The organism is Nocardia anocheti (assembly GCF_029675105.1).
GTDB lineage: Bacteria > Actinomycetota > Actinomycetes > Mycobacteriales > Mycobacteriaceae > Nocardia.
Genome location: NZ_JAQQFV010000001.1, coordinates 184,968 through 207,194, shown reverse-complemented (window position 1 = coordinate 207,194; position 22,227 = coordinate 184,968). Strand labels below are relative to the sequence as shown.

The 22,227-nt window shown below is 69.8% G+C and carries 20 protein-coding genes and 1 tRNA gene; 9 read left to right on the top strand and 12 right to left on the bottom strand.

Going from position 1 to position 22,227, the window contains the following annotated elements:
• Positions 1–20: 20 nt before the first annotated feature.
• From QC180_RS01080 to QC180_RS01065, 4 genes are all read right to left on the bottom strand, one after another.
• Entirely contained in the window at positions 21–1,346 is a 1,326-nt protein-coding gene (locus QC180_RS01080; RefSeq protein ID WP_278260643.1) for a serine hydrolase domain-containing protein, read from the bottom strand.
• Between the two features lie 768 nt (positions 1,347–2,114).
• Positions 2,115–3,833 (bottom strand): allophanate hydrolase, encoded by a 1,719-nt coding sequence (gene atzF, locus QC180_RS01075; RefSeq protein WP_278260642.1) that lies wholly within the window; start codon positions 3,831–3,833, stop codon positions 2,115–2,117.
• 1 nt (position 3,834) lies between these two features.
• On the bottom strand, positions 3,835–7,440 hold the full coding sequence (gene uca, locus QC180_RS01070; protein WP_278260641.1) for an urea carboxylase: 3,606 nt from the start codon (positions 7,438–7,440) through the stop codon (positions 3,835–3,837).
• A gap of 22 nt (positions 7,441–7,462) precedes the next feature.
• A complete protein-coding gene (locus tag QC180_RS01065) occupies positions 7,463–8,167 on the bottom strand; it encodes a GntR family transcriptional regulator (protein WP_278260640.1) in 705 nt (234 codons plus the stop codon).
• A gap of 200 nt (positions 8,168–8,367) precedes the next feature.
• Between QC180_RS01065 and QC180_RS01060 the strand changes: the two genes are divergently transcribed.
• Both QC180_RS01060 and QC180_RS01055 read left to right on the top strand, forming a co-directional pair.
• A complete protein-coding gene (locus QC180_RS01060; protein ID WP_278260639.1) occupies positions 8,368–8,529 on the top strand; it encodes a hypothetical protein in 162 nt (53 codons plus the stop codon).
• Between the two features lie 59 nt (positions 8,530–8,588).
• Complete coding sequence (locus tag QC180_RS01055; protein WP_278260638.1) at positions 8,589–8,867, top strand: hypothetical protein; 279 nt, start codon at positions 8,589–8,591, stop codon at positions 8,865–8,867.
• Positions 8,868–8,935: 68 nt separating this feature from the next.
• Here QC180_RS01055 and QC180_RS01050 read toward each other — a convergent pair.
• From QC180_RS01050 to QC180_RS01040, 3 genes are all read right to left on the bottom strand, one after another.
• A tRNA-Pro gene (locus QC180_RS01050) sits at positions 8,936–9,009 on the bottom strand.
• A gap of 67 nt (positions 9,010–9,076) precedes the next feature.
• Positions 9,077–9,985: a DUF8017 domain-containing protein gene (locus QC180_RS01045; RefSeq protein WP_278260637.1), complete on the bottom strand. Its 909-nt coding sequence runs from the start codon at positions 9,983–9,985 to the stop codon at positions 9,077–9,079.
• A gap of 993 nt (positions 9,986–10,978) precedes the next feature.
• A complete protein-coding gene (locus QC180_RS01040) occupies positions 10,979–11,941 on the bottom strand; it encodes a metallophosphoesterase (RefSeq protein ID WP_278260636.1) in 963 nt (320 codons plus the stop codon).
• Positions 11,942–12,062: 121 nt separating this feature from the next.
• On the opposite strand from QC180_RS01040, the gene QC180_RS01035 reads away from it, so the two are divergent.
• Positions 12,063–12,527 (top strand): GatB/YqeY domain-containing protein, encoded by a 465-nt coding sequence (locus tag QC180_RS01035; RefSeq protein WP_278260635.1) that lies wholly within the window; start codon positions 12,063–12,065, stop codon positions 12,525–12,527.
• A gap of 54 nt (positions 12,528–12,581) precedes the next feature.
• Here the strand turns inward: QC180_RS01035 and QC180_RS01030 are convergent, their stop codons facing one another.
• Entirely contained in the window at positions 12,582–14,954 is a 2,373-nt protein-coding gene (locus QC180_RS01030) for a penicillin-binding protein (protein WP_278260634.1), read from the bottom strand.
• A gap of 372 nt (positions 14,955–15,326) precedes the next feature.
• Here QC180_RS01030 and QC180_RS01025 point away from each other — a divergent pair, with 372 nt between their 5' ends.
• Complete coding sequence (locus QC180_RS01025) at positions 15,327–15,650, top strand: WhiB family transcriptional regulator (protein ID WP_056821932.1); 324 nt, start codon at positions 15,327–15,329, stop codon at positions 15,648–15,650.
• A gap of 105 nt (positions 15,651–15,755) precedes the next feature.
• Here QC180_RS01025 and bagB read toward each other — a convergent pair whose 3' ends face one another.
• Together bagB and bagA are read right to left on the bottom strand one after the other, a co-directional pair.
• Entirely contained in the window at positions 15,756–16,889 is a 1,134-nt protein-coding gene (bagB, locus tag QC180_RS01020; protein WP_278260633.1) for an ATPase BagB, read from the bottom strand.
• Positions 16,886–17,893, bottom strand: coding sequence for an ATPase BagA (gene bagA / locus QC180_RS01015; RefSeq protein WP_278260632.1), 1,008 nt, complete (start codon positions 17,891–17,893; stop codon positions 16,886–16,888). Before bagA ends, bagB begins: the two co-directional genes overlap by 4 nt.
• Before the next feature lie 59 nt (positions 17,894–17,952).
• Here bagA and QC180_RS01010 point away from each other — a divergent pair, with 59 nt between their 5' ends.
• Genes QC180_RS01010 through QC180_RS01000 form a run of 3 tightly spaced genes read left to right on the top strand, consistent with a single transcriptional unit; the run spans position 17,953 to position 19,386 of the window.
• Positions 17,953–18,114, top strand: coding sequence for a Sp36 family protein (locus QC180_RS01010; RefSeq protein ID WP_019044568.1), 162 nt, complete (start codon positions 17,953–17,955; stop codon positions 18,112–18,114).
• Positions 18,115–18,116: 2 nt separating this feature from the next.
• Positions 18,117–18,578 carry a RidA family protein gene (locus QC180_RS01005; RefSeq protein WP_278260631.1) on the top strand — a complete coding sequence of 154 codons (462 nt, stop codon included), beginning with the start codon at positions 18,117–18,119 and terminating at the stop codon, positions 18,576–18,578.
• Between the two features lie 10 nt (positions 18,579–18,588).
• The gene (locus QC180_RS01000) at positions 18,589–19,386 is read left to right on the top strand and encodes an MBL fold metallo-hydrolase (RefSeq protein ID WP_278260630.1); all 798 of its coding nucleotides are present in this window, start codon (positions 18,589–18,591) and stop codon (positions 19,384–19,386) included.
• 102 nt (positions 19,387–19,488) lie between these two features.
• On the opposite strand, the gene QC180_RS00995 is transcribed toward QC180_RS01000, so the two are convergent.
• Positions 19,489–20,163, bottom strand: coding sequence for a Crp/Fnr family transcriptional regulator (locus tag QC180_RS00995; protein ID WP_040703546.1), 675 nt, complete (start codon positions 20,161–20,163; stop codon positions 19,489–19,491).
• A 141-nt stretch (positions 20,164–20,304) separates the two neighbouring features.
• Positions 20,305–20,547 (bottom strand): hypothetical protein, encoded by a 243-nt coding sequence (locus tag QC180_RS00990; protein ID WP_278260629.1) that lies wholly within the window; start codon positions 20,545–20,547, stop codon positions 20,305–20,307.
• 233 nt (positions 20,548–20,780) lie between these two features.
• Between QC180_RS00990 and nth the strand changes: the two genes are divergently transcribed.
• Both nth and QC180_RS00980 read left to right on the top strand, forming a co-directional pair.
• Complete coding sequence (gene nth / locus QC180_RS00985; RefSeq protein WP_278261168.1) at positions 20,781–21,461, top strand: endonuclease III; 681 nt, start codon at positions 20,781–20,783, stop codon at positions 21,459–21,461.
• The gene (locus QC180_RS00980) at positions 21,458–22,198 is read left to right on the top strand and encodes a TlpA family protein disulfide reductase (protein WP_278260628.1); all 741 of its coding nucleotides are present in this window, start codon (positions 21,458–21,460) and stop codon (positions 22,196–22,198) included. The genes nth and QC180_RS00980 overlap by 4 nt, the downstream gene beginning before the upstream one ends.
• Positions 22,199–22,227 lie beyond the last annotated feature (29 nt).

The window sequence follows — 22,227 nt, the reverse complement described above, 5'->3', positions numbered from 1 at the left end:
GACGGCCCGGCCTGCGTCGTCTACCGGATGCCCGGCGTGCGCGGGTCGTTGCCCACGCAGACCAGCACGGCACACCCCGGCGGAATACTCGAAAAGGGCGCGGCCAGCGGCTGATTGAGGCACGCGAACACGGTGCAGCCCGGATAGGCGCCGGGGCCGACGCCGAACACGGCGAGCAGGATCTCCGAGTCGATGAGTTTGGCCGCGTCGAAGTCCAGCGGCGGCTCCACATACGGCGCGGCCGTCGGCACCGGCGTATCGGTGAAGGCGGCGAAGAGCCTGCGGAAGAACTCGTGCGGCAGCTCCTCGGGGTGCGCGATCACCCCGCTGGCCCCGTAGGCGGACTGGTTGCCGAAGGTGCCGGTCCACATGACCGTCAGGTCGAGGCTGGGGATGAAGAAGACGTTCTGCAGGGCCAGACCCGACATGAAGAAGGTGTCGGCGGGCAGGAAGTCCGGTGACTCCGCACAGTCGGCACCCACCCAGAACAGATACCCGTAGCAGGGATTCGTCGCCGAGGGAGTGCGCGCGCGGCGCAGGTAGTCCGAGGAGATCACCCGGGTGCCGCCCCACTGCCCGTCATTGGTGACCAGCAGGCCGACCTTGGCCAGGTCGTTGGGCGGCAGCATGAGGTGGGCGTAGCCGTAGGTGTGGCCGGAACGGTCGCGCGCCCAGTAGTAGTCGGAGCGCGGGATGCCCAGCGGGTCGAACAGCTGCCGCTGCGCGAAGTCCTGGAGGGGTTCGCCCACGGCCAGCTCGATCACATACGACAGCAGGTCGACATTGCGCTGGCTGTAGCTGAAGGTGGTGCCGGGCGGGTTGGTCAGCTCCACCGCCAGCGCCTGCACCGCCGAGTTGGGGTCCACCGGGATCACTGCGGTGATGCCCTCGCTGAGCACTCCGACCTTCATCCCGGAGGTCTCGGTGAGCAGGTTCTCCACGGTGATCGAGCGGTGCGCGGCGTCACCGAGACCGGGCGGCAGATACCGGTCGATCGGCGCGGCGACATCGAGTTTCCCCTGATCGGAGGCGATCCCGGCGAGCAGCGACACCACCGACTTGGTGACACTCCAGATGTTCCACGCCACATTGCCGGTCTCGTGGTTGCGCAGCCCCTCCCCGACGAGGCAGTTGTGCCGGAACACCTGGACATTGAGCCGATTGCGGGTCGCGGCGAACTGCAGCGCCTCCTCGAGCTTGCCCGGATCGAGGCCGACCTGTTCGGGGCTGGCTCGTTGCAGTTCACGCTCGGAGGTCACCGCGCAGGAGGTGGAGCCGCCGGGCGCCGCCGGTGCCGGTCCGGCGAACAGACTCGCCGAGGCCACAACCGCCACAACTGTTCCCACGAAAAATCCCCTGCGCTGCCCCATGCGGGCGAGGGTAGACCCCCGGACCTGCCGTAACCCGTAAAGCGGGGCCGCTCGATCCCCTGTTCACGCGGAATGTTCACCTCCCCGCAACACCCGGGGACGAGGAACGCCGCCAGGTCGATGAGGGTGACCTGGCGGCGTTCGGAGTCGAAGGGCCACCGCGTGGGTGGCCCGTCAGGGTGTCGGCGCCCCACAAGCGCCTCTCGGCGAGTGGTCGCTCGAAGCGACAGATGGGGTGAGGCCCGGGGCTGTTCGGACGCCGACAGGGGGTTCAACGAGGGTCCCCACCGAATAATTCCGGGCCCCGGATGTGACGCGCGCTACGTGCGGGAGGCAGGTCCGCCCTGGAGCGGCCCTGCCTCGAAGTGTGCGGCTCAGAAGTTGCTGAACCAGTAGAGCAGGCTGGCCAGCAGCCAGACGACCAACGTGTCCATCGTCGTTCTCCCTCTTGTGATCGGTCCCCCAATCATCCTCGAGATCACGCTCCGGGGCGACAAGTTGTTCTTAAGAACCTCTAGAGACCGCCGTCGCATCCTTTTTCCAGACACCGGAACATCCGGGTCCGACCGGTCTCGAGGGGTGACCGGACGGACCCGGCGGTGCAGCCCAGAAGGTGGCTCTTCCAGACGCTGAAGAATCACTGCCGACGGTAACCACGCCGAAGGACTGGACCGACGATGTTCCAGCAGTGTCGCGGGGTATGCCGACCGGGCCGGTCCGAACGAGGGGTGACCGGCCCGGTCGTCAACGGTGGAGGTAGGCCACCCAGCCCCCGTGCTCGGTGATGTCGGTGGCGGTGATCGCGGCGTCGTAGGTGCACGCGAAGCCGACCACCGAGCGGCCGTCGGCCAGCTCGATGCTGGTCAACGCCATCGGGGGTGGCAGTTCGGCCAGGAAGCGGCCGAGTCCGCCGGGGGAGACCAGGAACAGTTCGCCCCGGATGGGGGCCCCGAGGCCCTCGCCGTGGCGGACCAGGCCGGGCTTGGGCGGAACGGTGTCCAGGGCGGTCAGGCGGTAGGCGTCGCTGGTGGTGATCTCCCCGGCGAAGCGGGCGCCGAGCTGTTCGAGCTGCCAGTGCAGGGGCTGGCCGCGCAGGTGCGCGCCGAAGACGGCGAGGGGGACGCCGGTGTCGACCAGCAGGGGCGCGGGGGTGCCGGTGATCCGGGCGGCCAGGTCGACGGCGAGTTGGTCGGCGAAGGTGGGGACCACGACCATCACGCCGAAGGGCAGTCCGTCGGCGGTGGGGGTGCCGGGGACGGCGACGGCGGCGAGGTCGAGCAGGTTGCAGAAGTTGGTGTAGGTGCCGAGGCGGCGATTGACGGTCAGCGGGTCGGCGGTCACCTCGGCGATCGAGGGGTGCTCGGTGGTGGTCGGGAGCAGCAGGCCGTCGTAGCCGGTCAGGAGTTCCGCCGCGGCGGCTTTCGCCGTGGCGAGGGTGTCGAGGTCGGCGGCGAAGGACGACGCGTCCAGCTGCCCCGCCGCGCTGATGATTCCGGCCACCGTGGGATCGAGACCGTCGGCGCCCTTGTCGACGAACGCGCCGACGGCCGCGTACCGCTCGGCGACGATGGCGCCGTCGTAGAGCAGCCGGGCCGCGTCCAGCAGCGGCGAGATGTCGATCTCGCGCACCTCGACGCCCTGATCCCGCAGGGCGGCGACGGTGTCGGCGAAGGCGATGCGATAGGCCGGGCTCAGGGGGGTGAGGTCGGCCGGGCGGGGGATGGCCACGGTGGGCTGCGCGGCGGCGGCCAGGCGCACGTCGGCGGGCCAGGCGCGGCCGCGCGAGTCGCGCGATTCCGGGCCCGCCATCGTCGCCGCGGCCTCGACGGCGAGTGCCAGATCGGCGGCGAACACGGTGACCGCGTCGTAGTCCGCGCAGGCGGGCACGACACCGTGCGCGGGGATCACCCCGAGACTCGCCTTGATACCGACGATGCCCTGGAGCGCGGCGGGCACCCGGCCCGAGCCCGCGGTGTCGGTGCCGATCGCGATATCGGCGATGCCCAGCGCGACGGCCACGGCCGAACCGGAACTCGACCCGCCGGAGATCAGCGCGGGATCCAGCGCGTTGCGCACCGCGCCGTACGGGCTACGCGTGCCGACCAGCCCGGTCGCGAACTGATCGAGATTGGTCTTGCCGAGCACCAGCGCGCCCGCCTCGACCAGCCGGGCGACCGCGGTCGCCGTCTCGGTGGCCGGATAGCCGAATTCGGGGCAGGCGGCGGTGGTCGGCAGGCCAGCGACGTCGACATTGTCCTTGACCGCCACCAGCAGTCCGGCCAGCGGCGCCTGCGCCCCGGCGGCGATCCGCTGTTCCAGCGCGGCCGCCTCGGCGGTGAGTTCCGCCTCGGGCCGCAGGGTGATCCACACCTCGGGCCGGTCCACCTCGGCGATCCGCCGGTACGCGGCGGCGACCCGGTCGGTCGGCGACGCGGGGGTCTTCTCGGGTAGTCCAGCGGTCATCTCAGTCGACTCCGATCACTGCGAGAGGGGTTCCGGGTTCCACCTTGGCACCCGGTGCGGCAAGCACTTTCAGCACGACGCCACCATCCGGTGCGGTCACCGGCAGTTCGAGTTTCATGGCCTCGAGCACCGCGACGGTGGCGCCCGGGTCCAGCCGCTGGCCTTCGGTCACATCGACGCGCCACACATTGCCCGTCATCGGGGCCGCGACGACGGTGGCGTCGGCGGGCATCCCGGCCAGCGGGTCGTCCGCGAGCTCGACCACCGGCTCGATCGCACCGACCCGCTCGAATTCGCCCGCCTCGTGCCAGGCCTGGCGCTCGGCCGCGAAGGCGGCGGCCTGCTTGCCCTCGAACTCCGCGATCGAGTCGGCCTGGTCGGTGAGCATGCGCAGATGATCGGCGAGCGCGAAACTGCCCTCGGTGACCTCGGCCTCGAACCGGCCCGCCCGCGCGGCGGCCCGGTATTCCAGGAGCTGCCCGGGATCGACCGGCTCCCAGACGATCCGGTCGAAGAAGCGGAACAGCCAGGGCGTGCCCTGCTCGAACGGCGCGCTCTGGCGATACCCCGACCAGATCGGCACCGTCCGTCCGATCAGCTGGTAGCCGCCCGGCGATTCCATCCCGTACACGCACAGGTACTTGCCGCCGATGCCGACCGCGTCCGAGGGGGTCCAGGTGCGCGCCGGGTTGTATTTCGTGGTCACCAGGCGATGCCGGGGATCGAGCGGAACAGCCAGCGGCGCACCGAGATACACGTCACCGAGCCCGAGCACCAGATACTCCGCCGAGAACACCGTCTCGCGCACCTGCTCGACGCTGTCGAGGCCGTTGACGCGCCGGATGAACTCGGTGTTGGAGGGCAGCCACGGCGCGGTGTCCCTGACGCCGCTGCGGTACCGGTCGATCGCCTCGGCGATGGAGGGATCGTCGAACGACAGCGGCAGCCGGATGGTCCGGCTCGGCACCACCAGCGCGCCGGTGGCGGGCAGTGCCTCCTCGAGCTCGGCGAGGGTGCCCAGCAGCCGGTATCGCGGCAGCACCTCGGGATCGAAGTGGATGTGCAGCGACCGCACGCCCGGGGTGATGTCGACGATGCCGGGCAGGCCGGTGGCCGCGAGCGCCTCCGACAGCGCGTGCACCCGCATCCGCAGACCCAGATCCAGTGCCATCGGGCCGTACTCGACGAGGATGTTGTCGTCGCCGCCGCGCAGATAGGCCACCTGAGGCCGGTCGTCGTCGGCCTCGGTGACGCGCAGGACGCCACGGTCACGCAGCGCGACGCCCTTGTCCGGCACCGTGTTCCGGGCCCGCGCCACCGGGTCGGCGCGCAGCGCGTCCGCGTCCGTGTCATCGACGGGGACGAACCGCACGGTGTCACCGGGGCGCAGCTGTCCCAGTTTCCAGCGCTGGGCCGAGACCACGGTGAGCGGGCAGGCGAAGCCGCCGAGGCTGGGACCGTCGGGTCCGAGCAGGATCGGGGTGTCACCGGAGACGTTCAGCGCGCCGACGCTGTAGGGGTTGTCGTGCAGGTTCGACGGGTGCAGGCCCGCGTCGCCGCCGTCGGTCCGCGACCAGTCCGGCTTGGGTCCGTCGAGGCGGATGCCGGTGCGATTGGCGTGCGCGCCGACCTGCCACTCGCTGGTGTAGAACTGCCGCATGTCGTCGTCGGTGAAGTACGTGGGCGCGGTCTGGGGCCCCTCGCCCACGGCGAGCTGCCAGGCGTGGGTGAAGTCGGGGCGGCGCTCGAGCGGCACGGGCGCGGTCGGGGCGGTGGTGTCGGGCCGCAGGGCGAGCACGTCACCGGCGGCCAGCGCCCGTCCGGTGACGCCGCCGAACCCGCCGAGGGTGAAGGTGGCGGCGCTGCCGTGATAGAGCGGCGCGTCGATGCCACCGCGCATCGCCAGGTAGGTGCGCAGGCCGGTGTCGGCGGGCGCGCCGAGATCGAGCACCGCGCCCTCGGGCACCTCCAGCGGCGTCCACATCGGCACCTCGGCACCGTCGACCGTCACCGGGGCGGGGGCGCCGGTGACGCACAGCGTCGTCGGCGCGCTGAACCGCAGCTTCGGTCCCTGGAGCGTGCACTCGAGTCCGGGCGCACCGGCCGGGTTGCCGACGGCCAGATTGGCGAGGGTGAACGACAGGTCGTCCATCGGGCCGGACGGCGGAATACCCACCTGCCACAACCCGATTCGGCCCGGATGATCCTGCACGGTGGTCATGGTGCCCGCGCGCAGCACGTCGATCCGGCGGGTCGCCACCGTCATCCCGGCCAGCGTCGCGGTGCTGTGCTCGGCCGCGAGTACCACGGAATCCACGGCGGCGGTGCGCAATTGCGCCAGGTTCGACTGCACGCCGGAGAGCGCGGTGTCGGCCAGCGCGTGGTCGAGGGCGGTGAAGGCGGCCGCACGGGTGGGTCCGCTGGTGATGATCTTGGCCAGCATCGGGTCGTAATACGAGGACACCTCGGTGCCGGTCGCGACCCAGGTGTCGACCCTGGCTCCGGCCGGGAAACGCGCCTCGGTGATCAGCCCGGCGCTGGGCCGGTAGTCCTGACCGGGATCTTCGGCGTACACCCTGGCCTCCACGGCGTGCCCGGTCAGCGCGGGCCCGCTCGCGGGAAGATCGTCGAACATGGTCGTGTCACCACCGGCCAGGCGCAGCATCCAGGCCACCAGGTCGACGCCGGTGACGGCCTCGGTGACCGGGTGCTCCACCTGTAGCCGGGTGTTCACCTCCAGGAACGAGGCCGCCTCGCGCTCGATGTCGTAGACGAACTCCACGGTGCCCGCCGAGCGGTAGTGCACCGACTCGGCCAGCAGGCGCGAGGTCGCCAGCAGGCGTTCGGTCAGCTCCTCGGGCAGGCCCGGCGCTGGCGCTTCCTCCAGCACCTTCTGATTGCGCCGCTGCAGCGAACAGTCCCGGGTGCCCAGCGACACCACCCGGCCCTGCCCGTCACCGAACAACTGCACCTCGATGTGCCGGGCCCGGGTGACGAACCGCTCCAGGAACACCCCCGCCGCGGCGAAGTTCGAGGCGGCCAGGCGCTGCACCCTGGTGAACGCCGCGGTCACCTCGTCGGCGTCGTGGCAGGCCTGCATCCCGATCCCGCCGCCCCCGCCGACCGCCTTGAGCATCACCGGGTAGCCGATCCGCTCCGCCTCGGCCACCGCGTGCTCGGCGGACTCGAGCAGTCCCGAACCGGGGATCAGCGGCACGTCCACGGAGCGCGCCGCCTCGCGGGCGGTGTGCTTGTCGCCGAACACCTTCAGCTGCTCGGCCGTCGGGCCCACGAAGGCCAGCCCCGCTTCGGCCACCGCCGTGGCGAATTCACCGTTCTCGGAAAGGAATCCGTAACCCGGGTGGACCGCGCCCGCGCCGGTGCGCAGCGCGGCCTCCACCACCCGATCGGCCAGCAGATACGACTGCGCGGCGGGGCCGGGACCGAGCAGCACGGCGTCGTCGGCGAGCCGGACATGCGGTGCGGCGGCGTCGGCCTCGGAGTACACGGCCACGGTCTTCAGGCCGAGCTCGCGCGCGGAACGGATGATGCGGCAGGCGATCTCGCCACGATTGGCGATCAGCACCGTGTCGAAGTGCAGGTTCATGATTGTTCGCTCTCTGTGCGGCTCAGTCGGCCATCGACATCGCCGCGATCGCGCGGGAGATCCGGTCGAGGACCACATCCAGCGAATCGCCGATGTGGGTGTGCAGCAGACGGCGGCCGAGGGGCAGGTCCTCGTCGAGGACGGCGTCGAGAATGCCGAGATGCTCCGAGATCGTCGTCTCGATGCGGTTGTTGACCATGAAGTCGTACATCCGGACATGCCGGATCCGGGAGTTCACCGATTGCAGGGCCCGTACCATCTCGGCATTGCCCGCCGCGGCGAGCAGCGCGACGTGGAATTCCTCGTCGACCACCACGAACCCCGGCGTCTGCTCGGGCGGGTCCGCCTGCAAAGCCAGCCAGCGGGCCCGTTCGGCCCGAAGTTGTTCGCGGTCGTGGGAGAGCTCGGGATTGTTCATCACCCTGGCCATGCCGCCCAGTTCCAGGGTCAGACGCAGCTCGTAGAGATCGTGGATGCGCGCCACACTGGGCCGCACCGGACTGAACCCGAACTCCTCACGCTGGAGCAGCCCGTCCGAGCACAGCATCGCCAGCGCCTCCCGCACCGGCGTGCGGGAGATGCCGAAGCGGGCCGACAGTTTGGGTTCGGTGAGGCGCTCGCCGAACTTGATGCCCCCGTTCATGAGGTCGTCGCGCAGCGTCGCGTAGACCACCTCCCGCAGTGGCTTTCCGGTGGCGCCCGGCGGTGTCTCCGTTGATGTCGACATGCCTGTATACGCTATTGGCCTGCGGTTTCCTCGGAATGTCCGAAAGTTATCGGCAGGTAAGCGCTCCCTCACCGACGTGCGCGAGGGCGGCGAGGAATCGGCAACAAAGCCCGAACACGCGGGCAACACCGACCGAACATGTCCTCGGGCAGACTGCGATACGGGTGTTCTCCACTCGGCTCACCCGGAAGGGCGACATCATGACCACCTCCGCCATCGCGCTGCTGGTCCTGGCCTTGATCGCGATCATCGCCATCACCATCTACTGGCCGAACCCGTTGGAACGCGACTGTTCCTTCGACGACCCCGCGACCGAAGGCACCTTCCGCGAAAGTCACTCCCCGCGCAGCGACGGCGTCTGACCGGTAACATCCTCCGGTTCCGACCAACGCGGCCACGCCGCGACAACTCTCGGGGACCGGTGTTGAAACTCCTGGCCAACAACCTCTTCGGCGAACTGTTCTTCTGGGCAGCCGTCGCCTTCGCCCTGCTCTGCCTCGCCTCGATCACCTGGGACGCCACCAGCGCCGCCCTCACCCACCTCCGCACCCGCCTGTTCGGCCCACCCCCCGAACCCCCGGCCCCCATCACCCCGACCAACCCCCGCCGCTCCGCGGCGTCCACCGCCCGCCACGAGGCCAGAGCCGCCGCCCGCCGAGCCGCCCTCCACGCCAAACACGCGGACACCGCCGACCACTAACCCCGGAAATACGAGGAGCCCCCGATCAGTGAACTGACCGGGGGCTCTTCTGTGTCTCAACCAACACGTCGGGGTGACAGGATTTGAACCTGCGACCTCTTCGTCCCGAACGAAGCGCGCTACCAAGCTGCGCCACACCCCGTGAGGCGAACCTGAAGTAGCTTACAACGAGGTGGTGTGAAACGTTAAATTGGCTGGTCAGGTGGGGGTCAGAGGGGGCGGATGGAGCTGAAGATGCGCTTGGCGAGGGCGGCGTCTACGGCGTCGGGGACGCCGGTGTCGGCGACCATGACCATGACGAAGCTGCCGTCCTTGGTGCCCTTGAAGGCGTAGGTGTAGATGGAGTAGGTGCTGGCGCAGCCGGGCTTGGGGTGGGGCACGGTGCCGGTGGTCTCGGTGAACATGCCCTGGGTCTTGCCGTCCATGGAGGTCAGCGGTTGGGCGGGGCCGGGGGTGCCGGTGGAGCCGTTGTAGGCGAGCGGGGCGGTCTTGGTGCCGAGCTCGGCGCCCGCGGCGGCGTTGTCGGCCTGTTTCGAGCCGGTGAGCAGGGAGACGGTGCGGGTGGAGTCGGGGCAGTAGTCGCGGCCGTCGGAGGCGTAGCCCTTGCCGATGACGGAGTCGCCCGGCGGCTCGCCGAATCCACCGATGGTGCCCTCGCTGGCGACCTTCCAGCTCGGCGGCACGTCATAGGCCGCGCCCCGGTCCGGCGAGGCGACCACCTGGTAGCCCTCGATGACGGGCTTGACGGTGGCGGCCGCGCCACTCGGCTTGGTGGTGGTGCTCGGCTTGGCCTTGCTCGTGGTCGGCGGCGCGCCGGTGGTGGTGAGGGCGCTGACCATCGACGGGGTGGTGCTGGCGTTGGCGGTGGTGCTGGGCGAATCGCCACCGGACATGGCGACGGCGGTGACGGTGCCCGCCACGATCAGCGCCGCCGACACCCCCAGCACCGTCCACAGCACCGCCTTGCTACCGGACTTCACCGGCACCGGCTGCCCATACGCCTGCTGCCCGTACGCCTGCCCCCCGTACTGCTCGAGCGGCGGCACCTCCCCGTACTGCTGCTGCGGCTGCTGCCACCCGGGCGCACCCTGCCCCCACTGCTGATTCGCCTGCCCCACACCAGCATTCCACTGCGGGGAACCCCACTGCTGCTGATCCGGCTGCGACGCCCCGGGCGCACCCCACTGCTGCTGCTCAGGCTGCGGCGCCCCCGGCCACCCCGCCCCGGGAGCCCGGAGCTGAGTCGCGTCAGCACCCGGCTGCACCCACGGCGAACCGGGTTGCGCGAGAGGCGGAGTCGGAGTCGACCACGGCGCCACCTGCGTCGCATCCGCCCCGGTCTGCGGCGAGCCGGGCTGTACGCCAGAGGCGTTCGCGCCGGGCCACGGCGAGCCGGGCTGCCCGCCGGGCGGGTTCGTGCCGGACCAGGACGCGACCTGGGTGGCATCGGCGCCGGGGGCGGAGCCGGGTTGTCCGCCAAGGGGAGTCGGTCCGGGCTGACCGCCTGCGGGCGTCGCGCCGGGCTGGCCGCCGGGCGGGTTCGCCCCCGACCACGGCGCGACCTGGGTCGCATCGGCACCGGGCGCCCAGCCGGGTTGTCCGGCAGGGGGAGCCGAGCCGGGCTGGCTGCCGGGCGGATTCGTGCCCGGCCATGGCGAGCCGGGCTGTCCGCCAGGCTGATTCGCGCCGGACCAAGGCGCCACCTGCGTGGCGTCGGCGCCTGGTGGTGGCGCGACGGGGGGATTCCCGCCGGACCAAGGGGCCACCTGTGTCGCATCACCACCCGGTGTCGAACCCGGTTGTCCCGGAGCGGGATTCGCTCCCTGCCAATCCTGCGGACCGGCGGGTGTCCACTGGGTCGGGTCCGGCAGGCCGGGCGGTGGGCCCGATCCGTCCCAGCGCAGGGTTGGGGGGAGGCCGGTGCCGCCGGGGGTCCAGGCGGTGGTGGGGTCGGGTGTGTTCGGCGCGGGGGCGGCGTCGGGGCGCTGCCATTGCGCGTCGGAGTGTGGTGCGCCGGGTCCGCCGAACACGGTCGGGTCGTTGCGCCTGTCGTCGGATCCGTTGCTCACGATTGTTCCCCTAGTGACAAATCTGTCGTTCGGGGCGCAACCCTAGCGGGCGACGGCCTCGGAGGTGGACAAGCCGTGGTCGGTGTCGGCGGCGGGACGCTTCGGCGGGGCGCCGACCAGCGTCAGCAGGGTGGCCTCGGGACGGCAGCAGAAGCGGTAGGGCGCCCACGGCGAGGTGCCGATGCCCGCCGACACGTGCAGCTGGGTGTGCTCGCCCCACTGCGAGGCGCCCTTGACGCGCGACTTGTCGATGCCGCAGTTGGTCACCAGCGCGCCGTAACCGGGCACCACCAGCTGTCCGCCGTGCGTGTGTCCGGCCAGCACCAGGTCGTAGCCGTCCTCGGCGAAGCGGTCGAGCACCCGCGGTTCCGGCGAGTGGGTGACACCGATGCTCAACTGCGCCAGCTGATTCGGCGCACCGGCGACGGTGTCGTAGCGGTCGCGCTGCAGGTGCGGGTCGTCCACGCCCGCGCTGGCGATGCGGATGCCCGCGACCTCGAGATCGCGGCGGGTGTGGGTGAGGTCGAGCCAGCCGCGTTCGGTGAAGGCCGCGCGCAGATCCTGCCAGGGCAGCGGGTCGCCGTAGACGCGGCGATGATCCTTCTTGAAATACTTCAGCGGATTCTTCGGCACCGGCGCGAAATAGTCGTTGGAACCGAACACGAACAGGCCTGGACGCGCCAGCAGCGCGCCGAGGGATTGCACCACCGCGGGCACGGCCTTGGGATGCGAAAGATTGTCACCGGTATTCACGACCAGGTCGGGTTCGAGCCGATCGAGTTCGCGCAGCCACTGCTGCTTGAGCTGCTGGCCCGGCATCATGTGCAGGTCGCTGACGTGCAGGATGCGCAGGGTCGGCGACCCGGGCGCGAGCACCGGCATGGTGGCCTCACGCAGCACGAACGCGTTGCGCTCGATCAGCGTGGCGTAACCGATGCCTGCGACGGCGGCCCCAGCGGCTCCCCAGACGGTGCGGCGGACAGCGGACGTCGAGATAACGGGCATTTGCCCAGCATAGGCGACCCCCTCCCGGAACGGCGCGTGTGTTTCCGCACAAAAGGTACGAATTTCCTTCGCGATGAAAATGTGATGAGAGTTGCGGGGGTGACGGGCTAGCGTGATGCGCATGTCGGAACTGAAATCGCAGCTGCGCGCGGATATGACCGCCGCGATGAAAGCCAAGGACACGCTGCGCCTGTCCACCCTGCGGATGTTGCTCGCCTCGATCCAGAACGCCGAGGTCTCCGGAACGCAGGCGCGCGAACTCTCCGACGCCGACGTGGTGGCGCTGCTGCAGAAGGAAGCCAAGAAGCGCAACGAGGCCGCGGTCATCTACGAGCAGAACGGGCGCGGCGAGCTGGCCGCGAACGAGCGCGCCGAGGAAGAGGTCATCGAGGAGTACCTGCCGACCCAGCTCACCGAGGCCGAGGTCGCCCAGGTCGCCGATACCGCCATCGCGCAGGTCGCCGAGCAGTTGGGGGAGCGGCCGGGGATGAAGCAGATGGGTCAGGTCATGAAGGCCGCGACCGCGCTCGCCGAGGGCAAGGCCGATGGGTCGCGCCTGTCGGCGGCGGTCAAAGCCCGCCTCTGACGCGAAACGACGAAGGGCCGCCGTCCGGAATGGACGGCGGCCCTTCGCGTGTCGTCAGCGTGGCACCGGGATGGGGATCGGTGGCAGGCGGGGCAGTTGCGGTAGCCCTGGCAGCTCGGGGGTGGGTGCCGAGGGCGCGGGCGGGGCGGTGGTGGTCGGCACGCGGACGGTGCCGTCACTGATGTAGATCGTGACCACCGAGCCCGGGATGGCCGCGCCGTTGGGCGAGCTGCCCATCACGGTGCCCTTGGCCTGCGAGCCCGGCGCGGTCACCGCCGTCACCCGGAAACCGGCGCCGGACAGGATCGAGGTGGCCTCGCCCTGCGACTTGCCCGCCACATCGGGCACCTGCGAGTTGTTCGCGCCGCGCACGTACTTGTCGTCCAGCGGTGGCAGCGCGGGCGGCGGATAGTGGTCGAGCACCGGTTTCACCGCGTTGAACCAGGTGCGGGCCGGTTCGTTACCGCCGTAGAGATCGCCGCCACCGCAGTTGCGCAGCGGGAACGAGCAGATCTCGCCGGGGGTCGGGCTGTCACCGTAGACGTAGACCGCGGCGGCCAGCGAGTTGGTGAAGCCCAGGAAGGCCGAGGAGCGGTGGCTCTCGGTGGTGCCCGTCTTGCCCGACAGCGGCGCCGACCAGCCCGCGGAGCGCGCGGCGCCCGCGGCGGTACCGCTGACGTCGTCCTTGCTCATCGCGTTGGCCAGGGTGTTGGCCAGGCCGGGATCGACGACCTGCTCGCACGCCTGCTGGGTCAGCGGCACGGTCTTGCCCTGCCGGTCGATGACCTCCTGGATCGGCGAGGGCGGGCACCACTTGCCACCCGAGGCCAGCGTGGCGGCCACATTCGACAGCTCGAGCGGGTTGATCGCGAACGGGCCGAGGGTGAACGAACCCATGTTGTTGTTCTTGATGTGGTCGGCCAGGCTGGAGTTGCCGTGGCCGGAGGTGCCGGGCTTGGTGTAGGAGCGCATGCCCAGTCGCACGGCCATGTCCACCGCGGGCTCGACGCCGACGTCCTGGATCATCTTGACGAAGGCGGTGTTGGGCGAGGTGGCCAGCGCGTCGGTCACCGACATCGAGCCGGGATAGGCGCCCGCGTTCTTCACGCACCAGGCGTCGGCGGGGCAGCCGGGGGCGTTGGAGTAACCCATGCCCTTGGCGGCGTAGAAGCTGGGCACGTCGACCTGGGCGGCGATGCCGAGGCCCTTCTCCATCGCGGCGGCGGTGGTGAAGAGCTTGAAGATCGACCCGGCGCCGTCACCGGCCATCGAGTACGGCTGCCCGAGCAGTGTCTCGTTGGCGTCGCGGTCGAGACCGTAGGTGCGGCTGGAGGCCATCGCCAGCACGTGGTGGGCGTCCTGGCCGGGCGAGACCACCGACATGACCTCGGCGATGTTGTCGAGGTTGGGATCTGCGGCCTCGCTGACCGCGCGCTTGACCGATTCCTGCAGCGCCGGGTCCAGGGTGGTCTTGATCAGGTAGCCGCCCTTGTCGATCTGCTCGCGGCTGATCCCGGACTCGGCCAGGTACTCGAGCGCGTAGTCGCAGAAAAAGCCCTTCTCGTGCGCGGAGATGCAGCCGCGCGGCAGGCCCTTGGGTTCGGGCAGCACACCGAGCGGTTCGCTCTTGGCCGTGGCGAACTCGGTGGCCCGGCTGGGGATGTTCTGGATGAGCGTGTCGAGCACGGTGTTGCGACGGTCGGTGACGCCCGCGACGTTGGTGTACGGGTTCAGCTTGGAGCTGGACTGCACCATGCCCGCCAGCATCGCCGACTGGGTGATGGTCAGGTCGGCGGCGTCGACCCCGAAGTAGGTCTGCGCGGCGTCCTGGATGCCGTAGGAACCGTTGCCGAAGGGCACCAGGTTCAGGTAGCGGGTGAGGATCTCGTCCTTGCTCAGCTCGCGGTCGAGGGTGAGCGCCATCCGGATCTCGCGCAGCTTGCGCGCGGGGGTGGTCTCGATCGCGGCCCGGCGTTCGGCGTCGGTCTTGGCGACGACGAGCAGGTTGAAGTTCTTCACGTACTGCTGGTCGAGCGTCGAGGCGCCCTGTTGGACCTCACCGGAGGAGGTGTTGGTGAGGAACGCGCGCAGCGTGCCCTGCCAGTCCACCCCCTTGTGATCGGCGAAGCGCTTGTCCTCGATGGACACGATCGCCAGCTTCATGTTGTTGGAGATCCGGTCGCTGGGCACCTCGAAGCGGCGCTGCTCGTAGAGCCACGCGATGGGTGCTCCGCCCGCGTCGACCATCGTCGACACGGCGGGGACCGTGCCCTCCACCAGTTCGGCAGACACGTTGTCGACGGCATCGGCGGCTCGGTTGGAGATGAACCCGAACCCACCGGCCAAGGGGAACAACAGCCCAGCGACTAGCACGGCGGCCAGCGCGCAGCTGCCGGCCAGCCTCGCGAGCGTTTGAGTGATCGGCACGAGCCCAGCCTAAAGGGTGGGGTGGCGGGGTTCACTGCTGTGCTGCTCGACGGGGAATGTCCGGCCGGTGCCAGGGGGGTTGCTCGGGCGTGTCAACAAAATGATCACATCGGCGTGTCGCGACCGGGCACGCCGGTGATCAGCGCCGCTTCTCGATCTTCCGCCGATTTGAATGGACGGTCGTACCAAAAAATCGGGGCCCGGTCTTGCGCAAGCGCCATACCTTTACCTAGATTGAGAACCCAGTGTGATAGAGCTAACACTCAAAGTGGAATGTGGTGCGGACCGCAGCGGTAGTTGGGTTGCTGTGATCCGCGCTCGCGATTCTGGAGCGCCGCACAACGGTGTTCGGACTGCAAAGGGGCACATCAAATGCACATCACAACCCCCATCGCTCGACTGGATGTAGAGCAGGCCGAGGCAAGGATCGCTTGGGTTGCCCAGGCGCGATGCAAGGAAGTGGACCCTGACCAGCTGTTCGTTCGCGGTGCGGCCCAGCGCAAGGCGGCGACGATCTGCCGTCACTGCCCGGTGCTCATGCAGTGCGGCGCCGACGCCCTGGACAACCGGGTGGAGTTCGGCGTGTGGGGCGGCATGACCGAGCGACAGCGGCGCGCCCTGCTCAAGCAGCATCCCGACGTCACGTCGTGGGCCGAGTTCTTCAACGCCCAGCGTCAGCACCAGGTGGCCATCTAGCAGGTGAGACCGGACCGTTACCACAGACGGCGCCGAGCCCGCGCACTTTGCGGAATCGGCGCCGTCTGTGGGTGTTACGGGACTGTGATCTATAGCCGAACGGAATCAGGAGGCAGCTGCTGTGCCGGTCAGCTGGTCGCCGACGACGCGCAGGGCCTCGAGGTCGGAAACCTCGAACGGCAGGGCCGTCACCGAGACGATCGCGACCCGGGGATGCGCGCCGGTGAACCGGTGCAGCAGTCGCTGCTCGCGCTTGGCGGTGGCCACCCGGTCGGTGTGGATGCGCAGCACCGAGGCGGTCAGCGGGTCGGACTCGGCCAGCCGGTCGGCCGCGGTGAGCGCGTGATCACCGGACAGGCCCGACAGCGCCGGGTGGGTCCGGTTGAGCACCAGTCCGGCCAGCGGCATCCGCTCGGTGGACAGCCGGTCGACGAAGAACGACGCCTCGCGCAGCGCGTCCGGCTCGGGCGCGGCGACCACCAGGAAATGCGTGCCCGGCTTGGACAGCATCGCGAAGGTGCGCTCGGCGCGATCCTGGAACCCACCGAACAGCGACTCCAGCGACTGCAGGAACGTCGAGGCGTCCTTGAGCATCTGCCCGCCGACGATGGTGGAGACCCCACGCATCGCCAGGCTCATCGCGCCGGTCACGAACCGGCCCACTCCACGCCCGGGCGCCATGATCAGCCGGATCATCTTGCCGTTGAGGAAATTGCCCAGCCGCTTGGGCGCGTCGAGGAAGTCCAGCGCGTTGCGGGAGGGGGGAGTGTCGACCACGATCAGGTCCCACTCCTTGCGCCCGGCCAGCTGACCGAGCTTCTCCATCGCCATGTACTCCTGCGTGCCACCGAAGGACGACGCCACCGTCTGATAGATCGGGTTGGCGAAGATCTGCTCGGCCTTGTCCGGGCTGGTGTGCTCGAGCACCATGTCGTCGAAGGTGCGGCGCATGTTCAGCATCATCGCGTGCAGCTCGCCGGGCACCTCGGGGCCCAGCTCCACCCGCTGCGGGGTGTTGTCCAACTCGGCCACGCCGAGCGACTGGGCCAGCCTGCGCGCCGGGTCGATGGTCAGCACCACGACCTTGCGGCCCGCCTCGGCGGCGCGCAACGCGATCGAGGCAGCCGTGGTGGTCTTGCCGACACCGCCGGAACCGCAGCACACGATGACCCGCGCGCTCGGGTCGGCGATGATCCGCGCGACGTCCAGCGTGGGCGGGGTGGTCACTTGCTCGCTCATCGCACTCCCTGCGCGGATAGCTGTTCGGCCAGTTCGTAGAGGCCGCCGAGGTCCATGCCCTCACCGAGGGCGGGCAGCGACAGCTGGGGCACGTCGACCTCGGCCAGCGCGGCGGCGCTCTCGTCCTGCGCGGACAGCACGATGGCGTGGTCGACCGTCTCGGCGATCAGTCCGTCGAAATCCGCCTCGGGCAGGGTGATTCCGGCCTCGGCCAGACCCGCCGCGATCTTGGTGGTGTCGAGGTCGCCGCGCACGGCCGAGTCGCGGTCGCCGGGGGTGAGCTCGGCGGTGGCCGCCCGGTTGACGATCACCGTGCCGATGCGCAGGTCGTTGGCCGTGAGCTCGGCGACGGCGTCGGCGGTCTCCTGCACCGGCAGCGCCTCGAGCAGCGTCACCAGGTGGATCATCGTCTGGTCGGAGTGCAGCAGCTTGGACACGCCGTCGGCCTGCGAGGCGATTGGGCCGCCCTTGGCGATCTCGGCCATGGCCTGGGTGACGTCGAGGAAGCTGGCGATCCGGCCGGTCGGCGGGGCGTCGACCACGATGTCGTCGTAGGCGGGCTTACCCGTCTGGTCGACGCGCACCGCGCACTCCTTGATCTTGCCGGTCAGGATCACATCGCGCAGGCCGGGCGCGATCGTGGTGACGAACTCGATGGCGCCCATCCGGCGCATCGCGCGCCCGGCGAAACCGAGGTTGTAGAACATGTCGAGGTATTCCAGGAAGGCGTGCTCGATGTCGAGCGCCAACGCGAAGACCTCGCCGCCGCCGTCGGCGCTGGCGATCCGGGTCTCGGTGGGTGGCAGCGGCGGCCGGTCGAACAGCTGCGCGATGGACTGCCTGCTCTCCACCTCGACGAGCAGCACTTTGCGTCCCCCCGCGGCCAGCGCCAGGGCCAGTGCGGCCGAAACGGTCGACTTGCCGGTGCCTCCCTTGCCTGTCACGTAGTGCAAGCGGGCTTTCGTCGCGCGCTGTGGCCATCGCTCTGCTGTTGGTGCTCCCACGTCGCCGAGCCTATAACCCGTTTCTCGTCGGCGTTCGGGGTGAGCCCTAAACTCTCCCCATGAGTGAAGTCACCCTGTGGGAGTACGCCACCGTGCCGCTGCTGACGCACGCGACCAAGCAGATCCTCGACCAGTGGGGCGCCGACGGCTGGGAACTGGTCACGGTCCTGCCCGGCCCGACCGGTGAGCAGCACGTCGCCTACCTGAAGCGGCAGAAGTAGCCGTGGCCACCGCGTGGAAGGACGCGCTCGACCGGCTCGGGGTCACCCTGCCGCCGGTCGCCGCCCCCGTCGCGGCCTACATCCCGGCCGTGCAGACCGGTTCGCTGGTCTACACCTCCGGCCAGCTGCCCTTCGTCGACGGTGAGCTGTCGGCGGTCGGCAAGGTCGGGGCCGAGGTGGAGGTGGAGACGGCCAAGGAGGCCGCCCGGCTGTGCGCGCTCAACGCGCTGGCCGCGGTGCACGACCTGGTCGGTCTCGACCGGGTGGTGCGGATCGTGAAGGTCGTCGGATTCGTCAACTCCGCCGCCGGGTTCACCGACCAGCCGATCGTGATCAACGGCGCGTCGGAATTCCTCGGTGAGGTGTTCGGCGAGGCGGGCGTGCACGCGCGCTCGGCGGTCGGTGTGTCGGAGCTGCCGAAGAACACGCCGGTCGAGGTGGAATTGATCGTCGAGGTCGGATAGGCACGCCGTCATGGCATTGGAACATCCCGCGTACAGCCAGGTCAGGCCGGTCACCCCGACGGCGTCGGTGCTGTTGGCCGACAATCCGTCGCAGATGACGCTCGACGGCACCAACACCTGGCTGCTACGCGGTCCCGGCAGCGACGAGTACGTCGTCGTCGACCCGGGACCCAAGGACAAGAACCACATCGCCGCCATCGTCGCGGCGACCGGCGGCCGGATCGCGTTGACGCTGATCACCCACCACCACGCCGATCACACCGGCGGGATCGACCACCTGGTGAAGGCCACCGGGACGCCGGTGCGCGCGGTGGAGCCGAAGTACCTGCGCGGGGAGGTGAGCGTGCTGGCGGCGGGTGAGGTCATCGAGGCGGCCGGGGTGCGGATCACCGTGCTTGCCACGCCCGGTCACACCGGCGACTCGGTGAGTTTCGAGCTCGACGACGCGATCGTCACCGGTGACACCGTGCTCGGTCAGGGCACCACCGTGCTGGCCTCGGAGGCGGGCGCGCTGGCCGCGTTCCTGTCCTCGCTCGAGCTGCTGCTCGAACGCGGCACGGGCAAGGCGCTGCTGCCCGCGCACGGCCCCGATCATCCCGACGCGGCGCCGGTGGTGCGGTACTACCTGAACCACCGGCACGAGCGGCTCGATCAGATCCGCGCCGCGCTGGCCGAACTGGGCCAGGACGCGGGTGCTTTCGCGATCGTCCGCAAGGTGTACGCCGACGTCGACAAGCGGCTGTGGCCCGCCGCGCGCAGCTCGGTGCAGGCGCAGCTGGAATACCTGCGGGCCGAACGCACGTCCTGAGACGACGACGGCACGCCGGAACCACCCTGGTGCGGTCGAGGCCCTCTTCCCTGGAGCCGCACCGAGGGTGGTCCCGGCGTGCCGAGACGTACTATCGCGCGATCAGCGCGCGCGTCGGGCGAGGCGCTCGGAGTCGGAGATGAGCACGCTCTTACCCTCGAGCCGCAGCCACCCGCGATGGGCGAAGTCGGCCAGGGCCTTGTTGACGGTCTCGCGGGAAGCACCGACCAGCTGGGCGATCTCTTCCTGGGTCAGGTCGTGGGTCACGCGCAGCGCGCCCGCTTCCTGGGTGCCGAAGCGCTGAGCGAGCTGCAGCAACGCCTTGGCGACGCGGCCGGGCACGTCGGTGAAGATGAGGTCGGCGAGGTTGTTGTTGGTGCGGCGAAGGCGTCGTGCCAGCACGCGCAGCAGCTGCTCGGCGATCTCCGGGCGCTGATCGATCCACGACTTGAGCGCGTCGCGGTCCATCGTCACCGCGCGGACCTCGGTGACCGTGGTGGCGGTCGAGGTACGCGGACCCGGGTCGAAGATCGACAGTTCACCGAACATGTCCGACGGGCCCATGATCGTCAGCAGGTTCTCCCTGCCGTCCGGGGACCGACGGCCGATCTTCACCTTGCCCGTGGTGATGATGTACAGCCGATCGCCGGGTTCGCCCTCGTTGAAGATGACGTGGCCGCGCGGGAAATCTACGGGCTGCAGCTGCTTGGCGAGCGCGGCCACCGCGGTGGGCTCGACGCCTTGGAAGATGCCTGCTCTGGCGAGGGCCTCGTCCACGAATGTGCTCCTTATGGGATATGGCTTGCGAACCTGGTCGAGCGAATCGACCAACCGCGCAGTCTACGCGGCATCACGGCACCACAGTGACAGACACCACGTAAAGAGTGGATTGCGCTCGGCGCGCAGACTGTGAAGAGGTCAGCTGGCGCGCGCCACATCCATCTCGGACGTGCGGGAACGGCGCTTGCGCACGCGCGCCACGGCGGCGGGCAGGCCGAGCTTCGTCAGCTCTTTCACTTCGGCGTTGCTGGCATTGTCCAGGTACTGCTGAACCTCTTCGTCGGGTTCGAGAAGCTTTCGGAGCCGATTCTCGACCCGCTCCATCCCCAGCGCGAACAGCATCAACAGCACTGGGAAGAGCACCACAGCGAGTCCTTGCATGACAGGCAGTAAACACGGTCCAGGTCTCAGATGGAACACAGCGGGTCAACTCGACGGGCAATGTTGTCGGAGTGGTTCCGTATGGTGAACACGTGCCCGTTTCCCCCTCCGCCGCAGCGTCCCGCGAGGCCGCGCCCGCCGTGGAAACGGCCGGGCTCTCCGCCGCGCGCAAGCGCAGGAACCGGTCGATAGCTGCGGAAACGCGGGTCGGCCTGGTCCGGCGCGCCCGCCGGATGAATCGCACGCTGGCCACCGCGTTCCCCGACGCGCACTGCGAACTCGACTTCACCACGCCGCTGGAACTGGCGGTCGCGACGATCCTGTCGGCCCAGTGCACCGACGTCCGCGTGAACCTCACCACTCCCGCGCTGTTCGCGAAGTACCGCAGCGCGCGCGACTACGCCGAGGCCAACCGGGTCGAACTGGAGGAATTCATCCGGCCCACCGGCTTCTACCGGAACAAGACCAGTTCGCTGATCGGGCTGGGGCAGGCGCTGGTCGAGAAATACGACGGTGAGTTGCCTCACACCCTGCCGAAATTGGTCGAATTGCCCGGAATCGGACGCAAAACCGCCAACGTCATCCTCGGCAACGCCTTCGATGTTCCCGGCATCACCGTCGACACCCACTTCGGCCGTCTGGTGCGCCGCTGGAAGTGGACCGAGGAGGAAGACCCGGTCAAGGTCGAGCACGCGGTCGGCGAGCTGATCGAGCGCAAGGACTGGACGATGCTCTCGCACCGGGTGATCTTCCACGGCCGCCGGGTGTGTCATGCCCGCAAGCCCGCCTGCGGCGCGTGCGTGCTGGCGCCGGACTGCCCCTCGTTCGGAATCGGGCCCACCGATCCGGCGGTCGCCGCCGAGCTGGTCAAGGGACCCGAGCGCGAGCACCTGCTGGATCTGGTCGGACTGTGAGCGATCCGGTCGACCCGTCGCCCTGGCGACGGCCCGCGGTGCGCTGGGCACTGGCCGCGGTCATCCTCGTCCTCGCGGCGACGGTCGCCCTGTGGCCGCGCGACGGCGCCGACACCCCTGCGACCACCGGCACGACCCCATCGCGAGCGAGCATTTCGGCCGAAGACCGCGCCGCCGCCGGGCTCGCACCTTGCCCCGGTGCGGCGACGACGTCAGGTCCGGCGAGTACGCCTGGTACGTCGACGGCACCTGGTGCGTCGGCCACGCCCGGTGCGGCGACTCCGTCTGGCGCGGCGACCACGCCCGGCGCCGGTCCGCTGGCCGGACTCACACTGACCTGTCTGGCCGACGGCTCCCCGGTCGACCTGGTCGCCGCCCTCGCGGGCAAACCCGCGCTCCTCAATCTCTGGGCCTACTGGTGTGGCCCGTGCGCGGTCGAGCTGCCGCATCTGCAGGAGTTCGCCGAGCGGGCGGGCCCGGCGCTCACCGTGCTCACCGTGCACAGCGATCCCGACGAGGCCAAGGCCCTGCAGCGGCTGGCCGGTCTCGGCATCACCCTGCCCGGCGTCTCCGATCCGCAGGCGTCGGTGCGCGCCGCGGTGGGCGCGCCCGCGGTGCTGCCGGTCTCGGTGCTGGTGCGCGCCGACGGCACCATCGCGAGTGTGGAGGTACGCACCTTCGCCGACGTGGCCGACATCGCGGATACGGTGTCCGCGAAACTCGGCGTCACGGTATGACAGAAGGTGACGGCAGTGACAGGCGGATC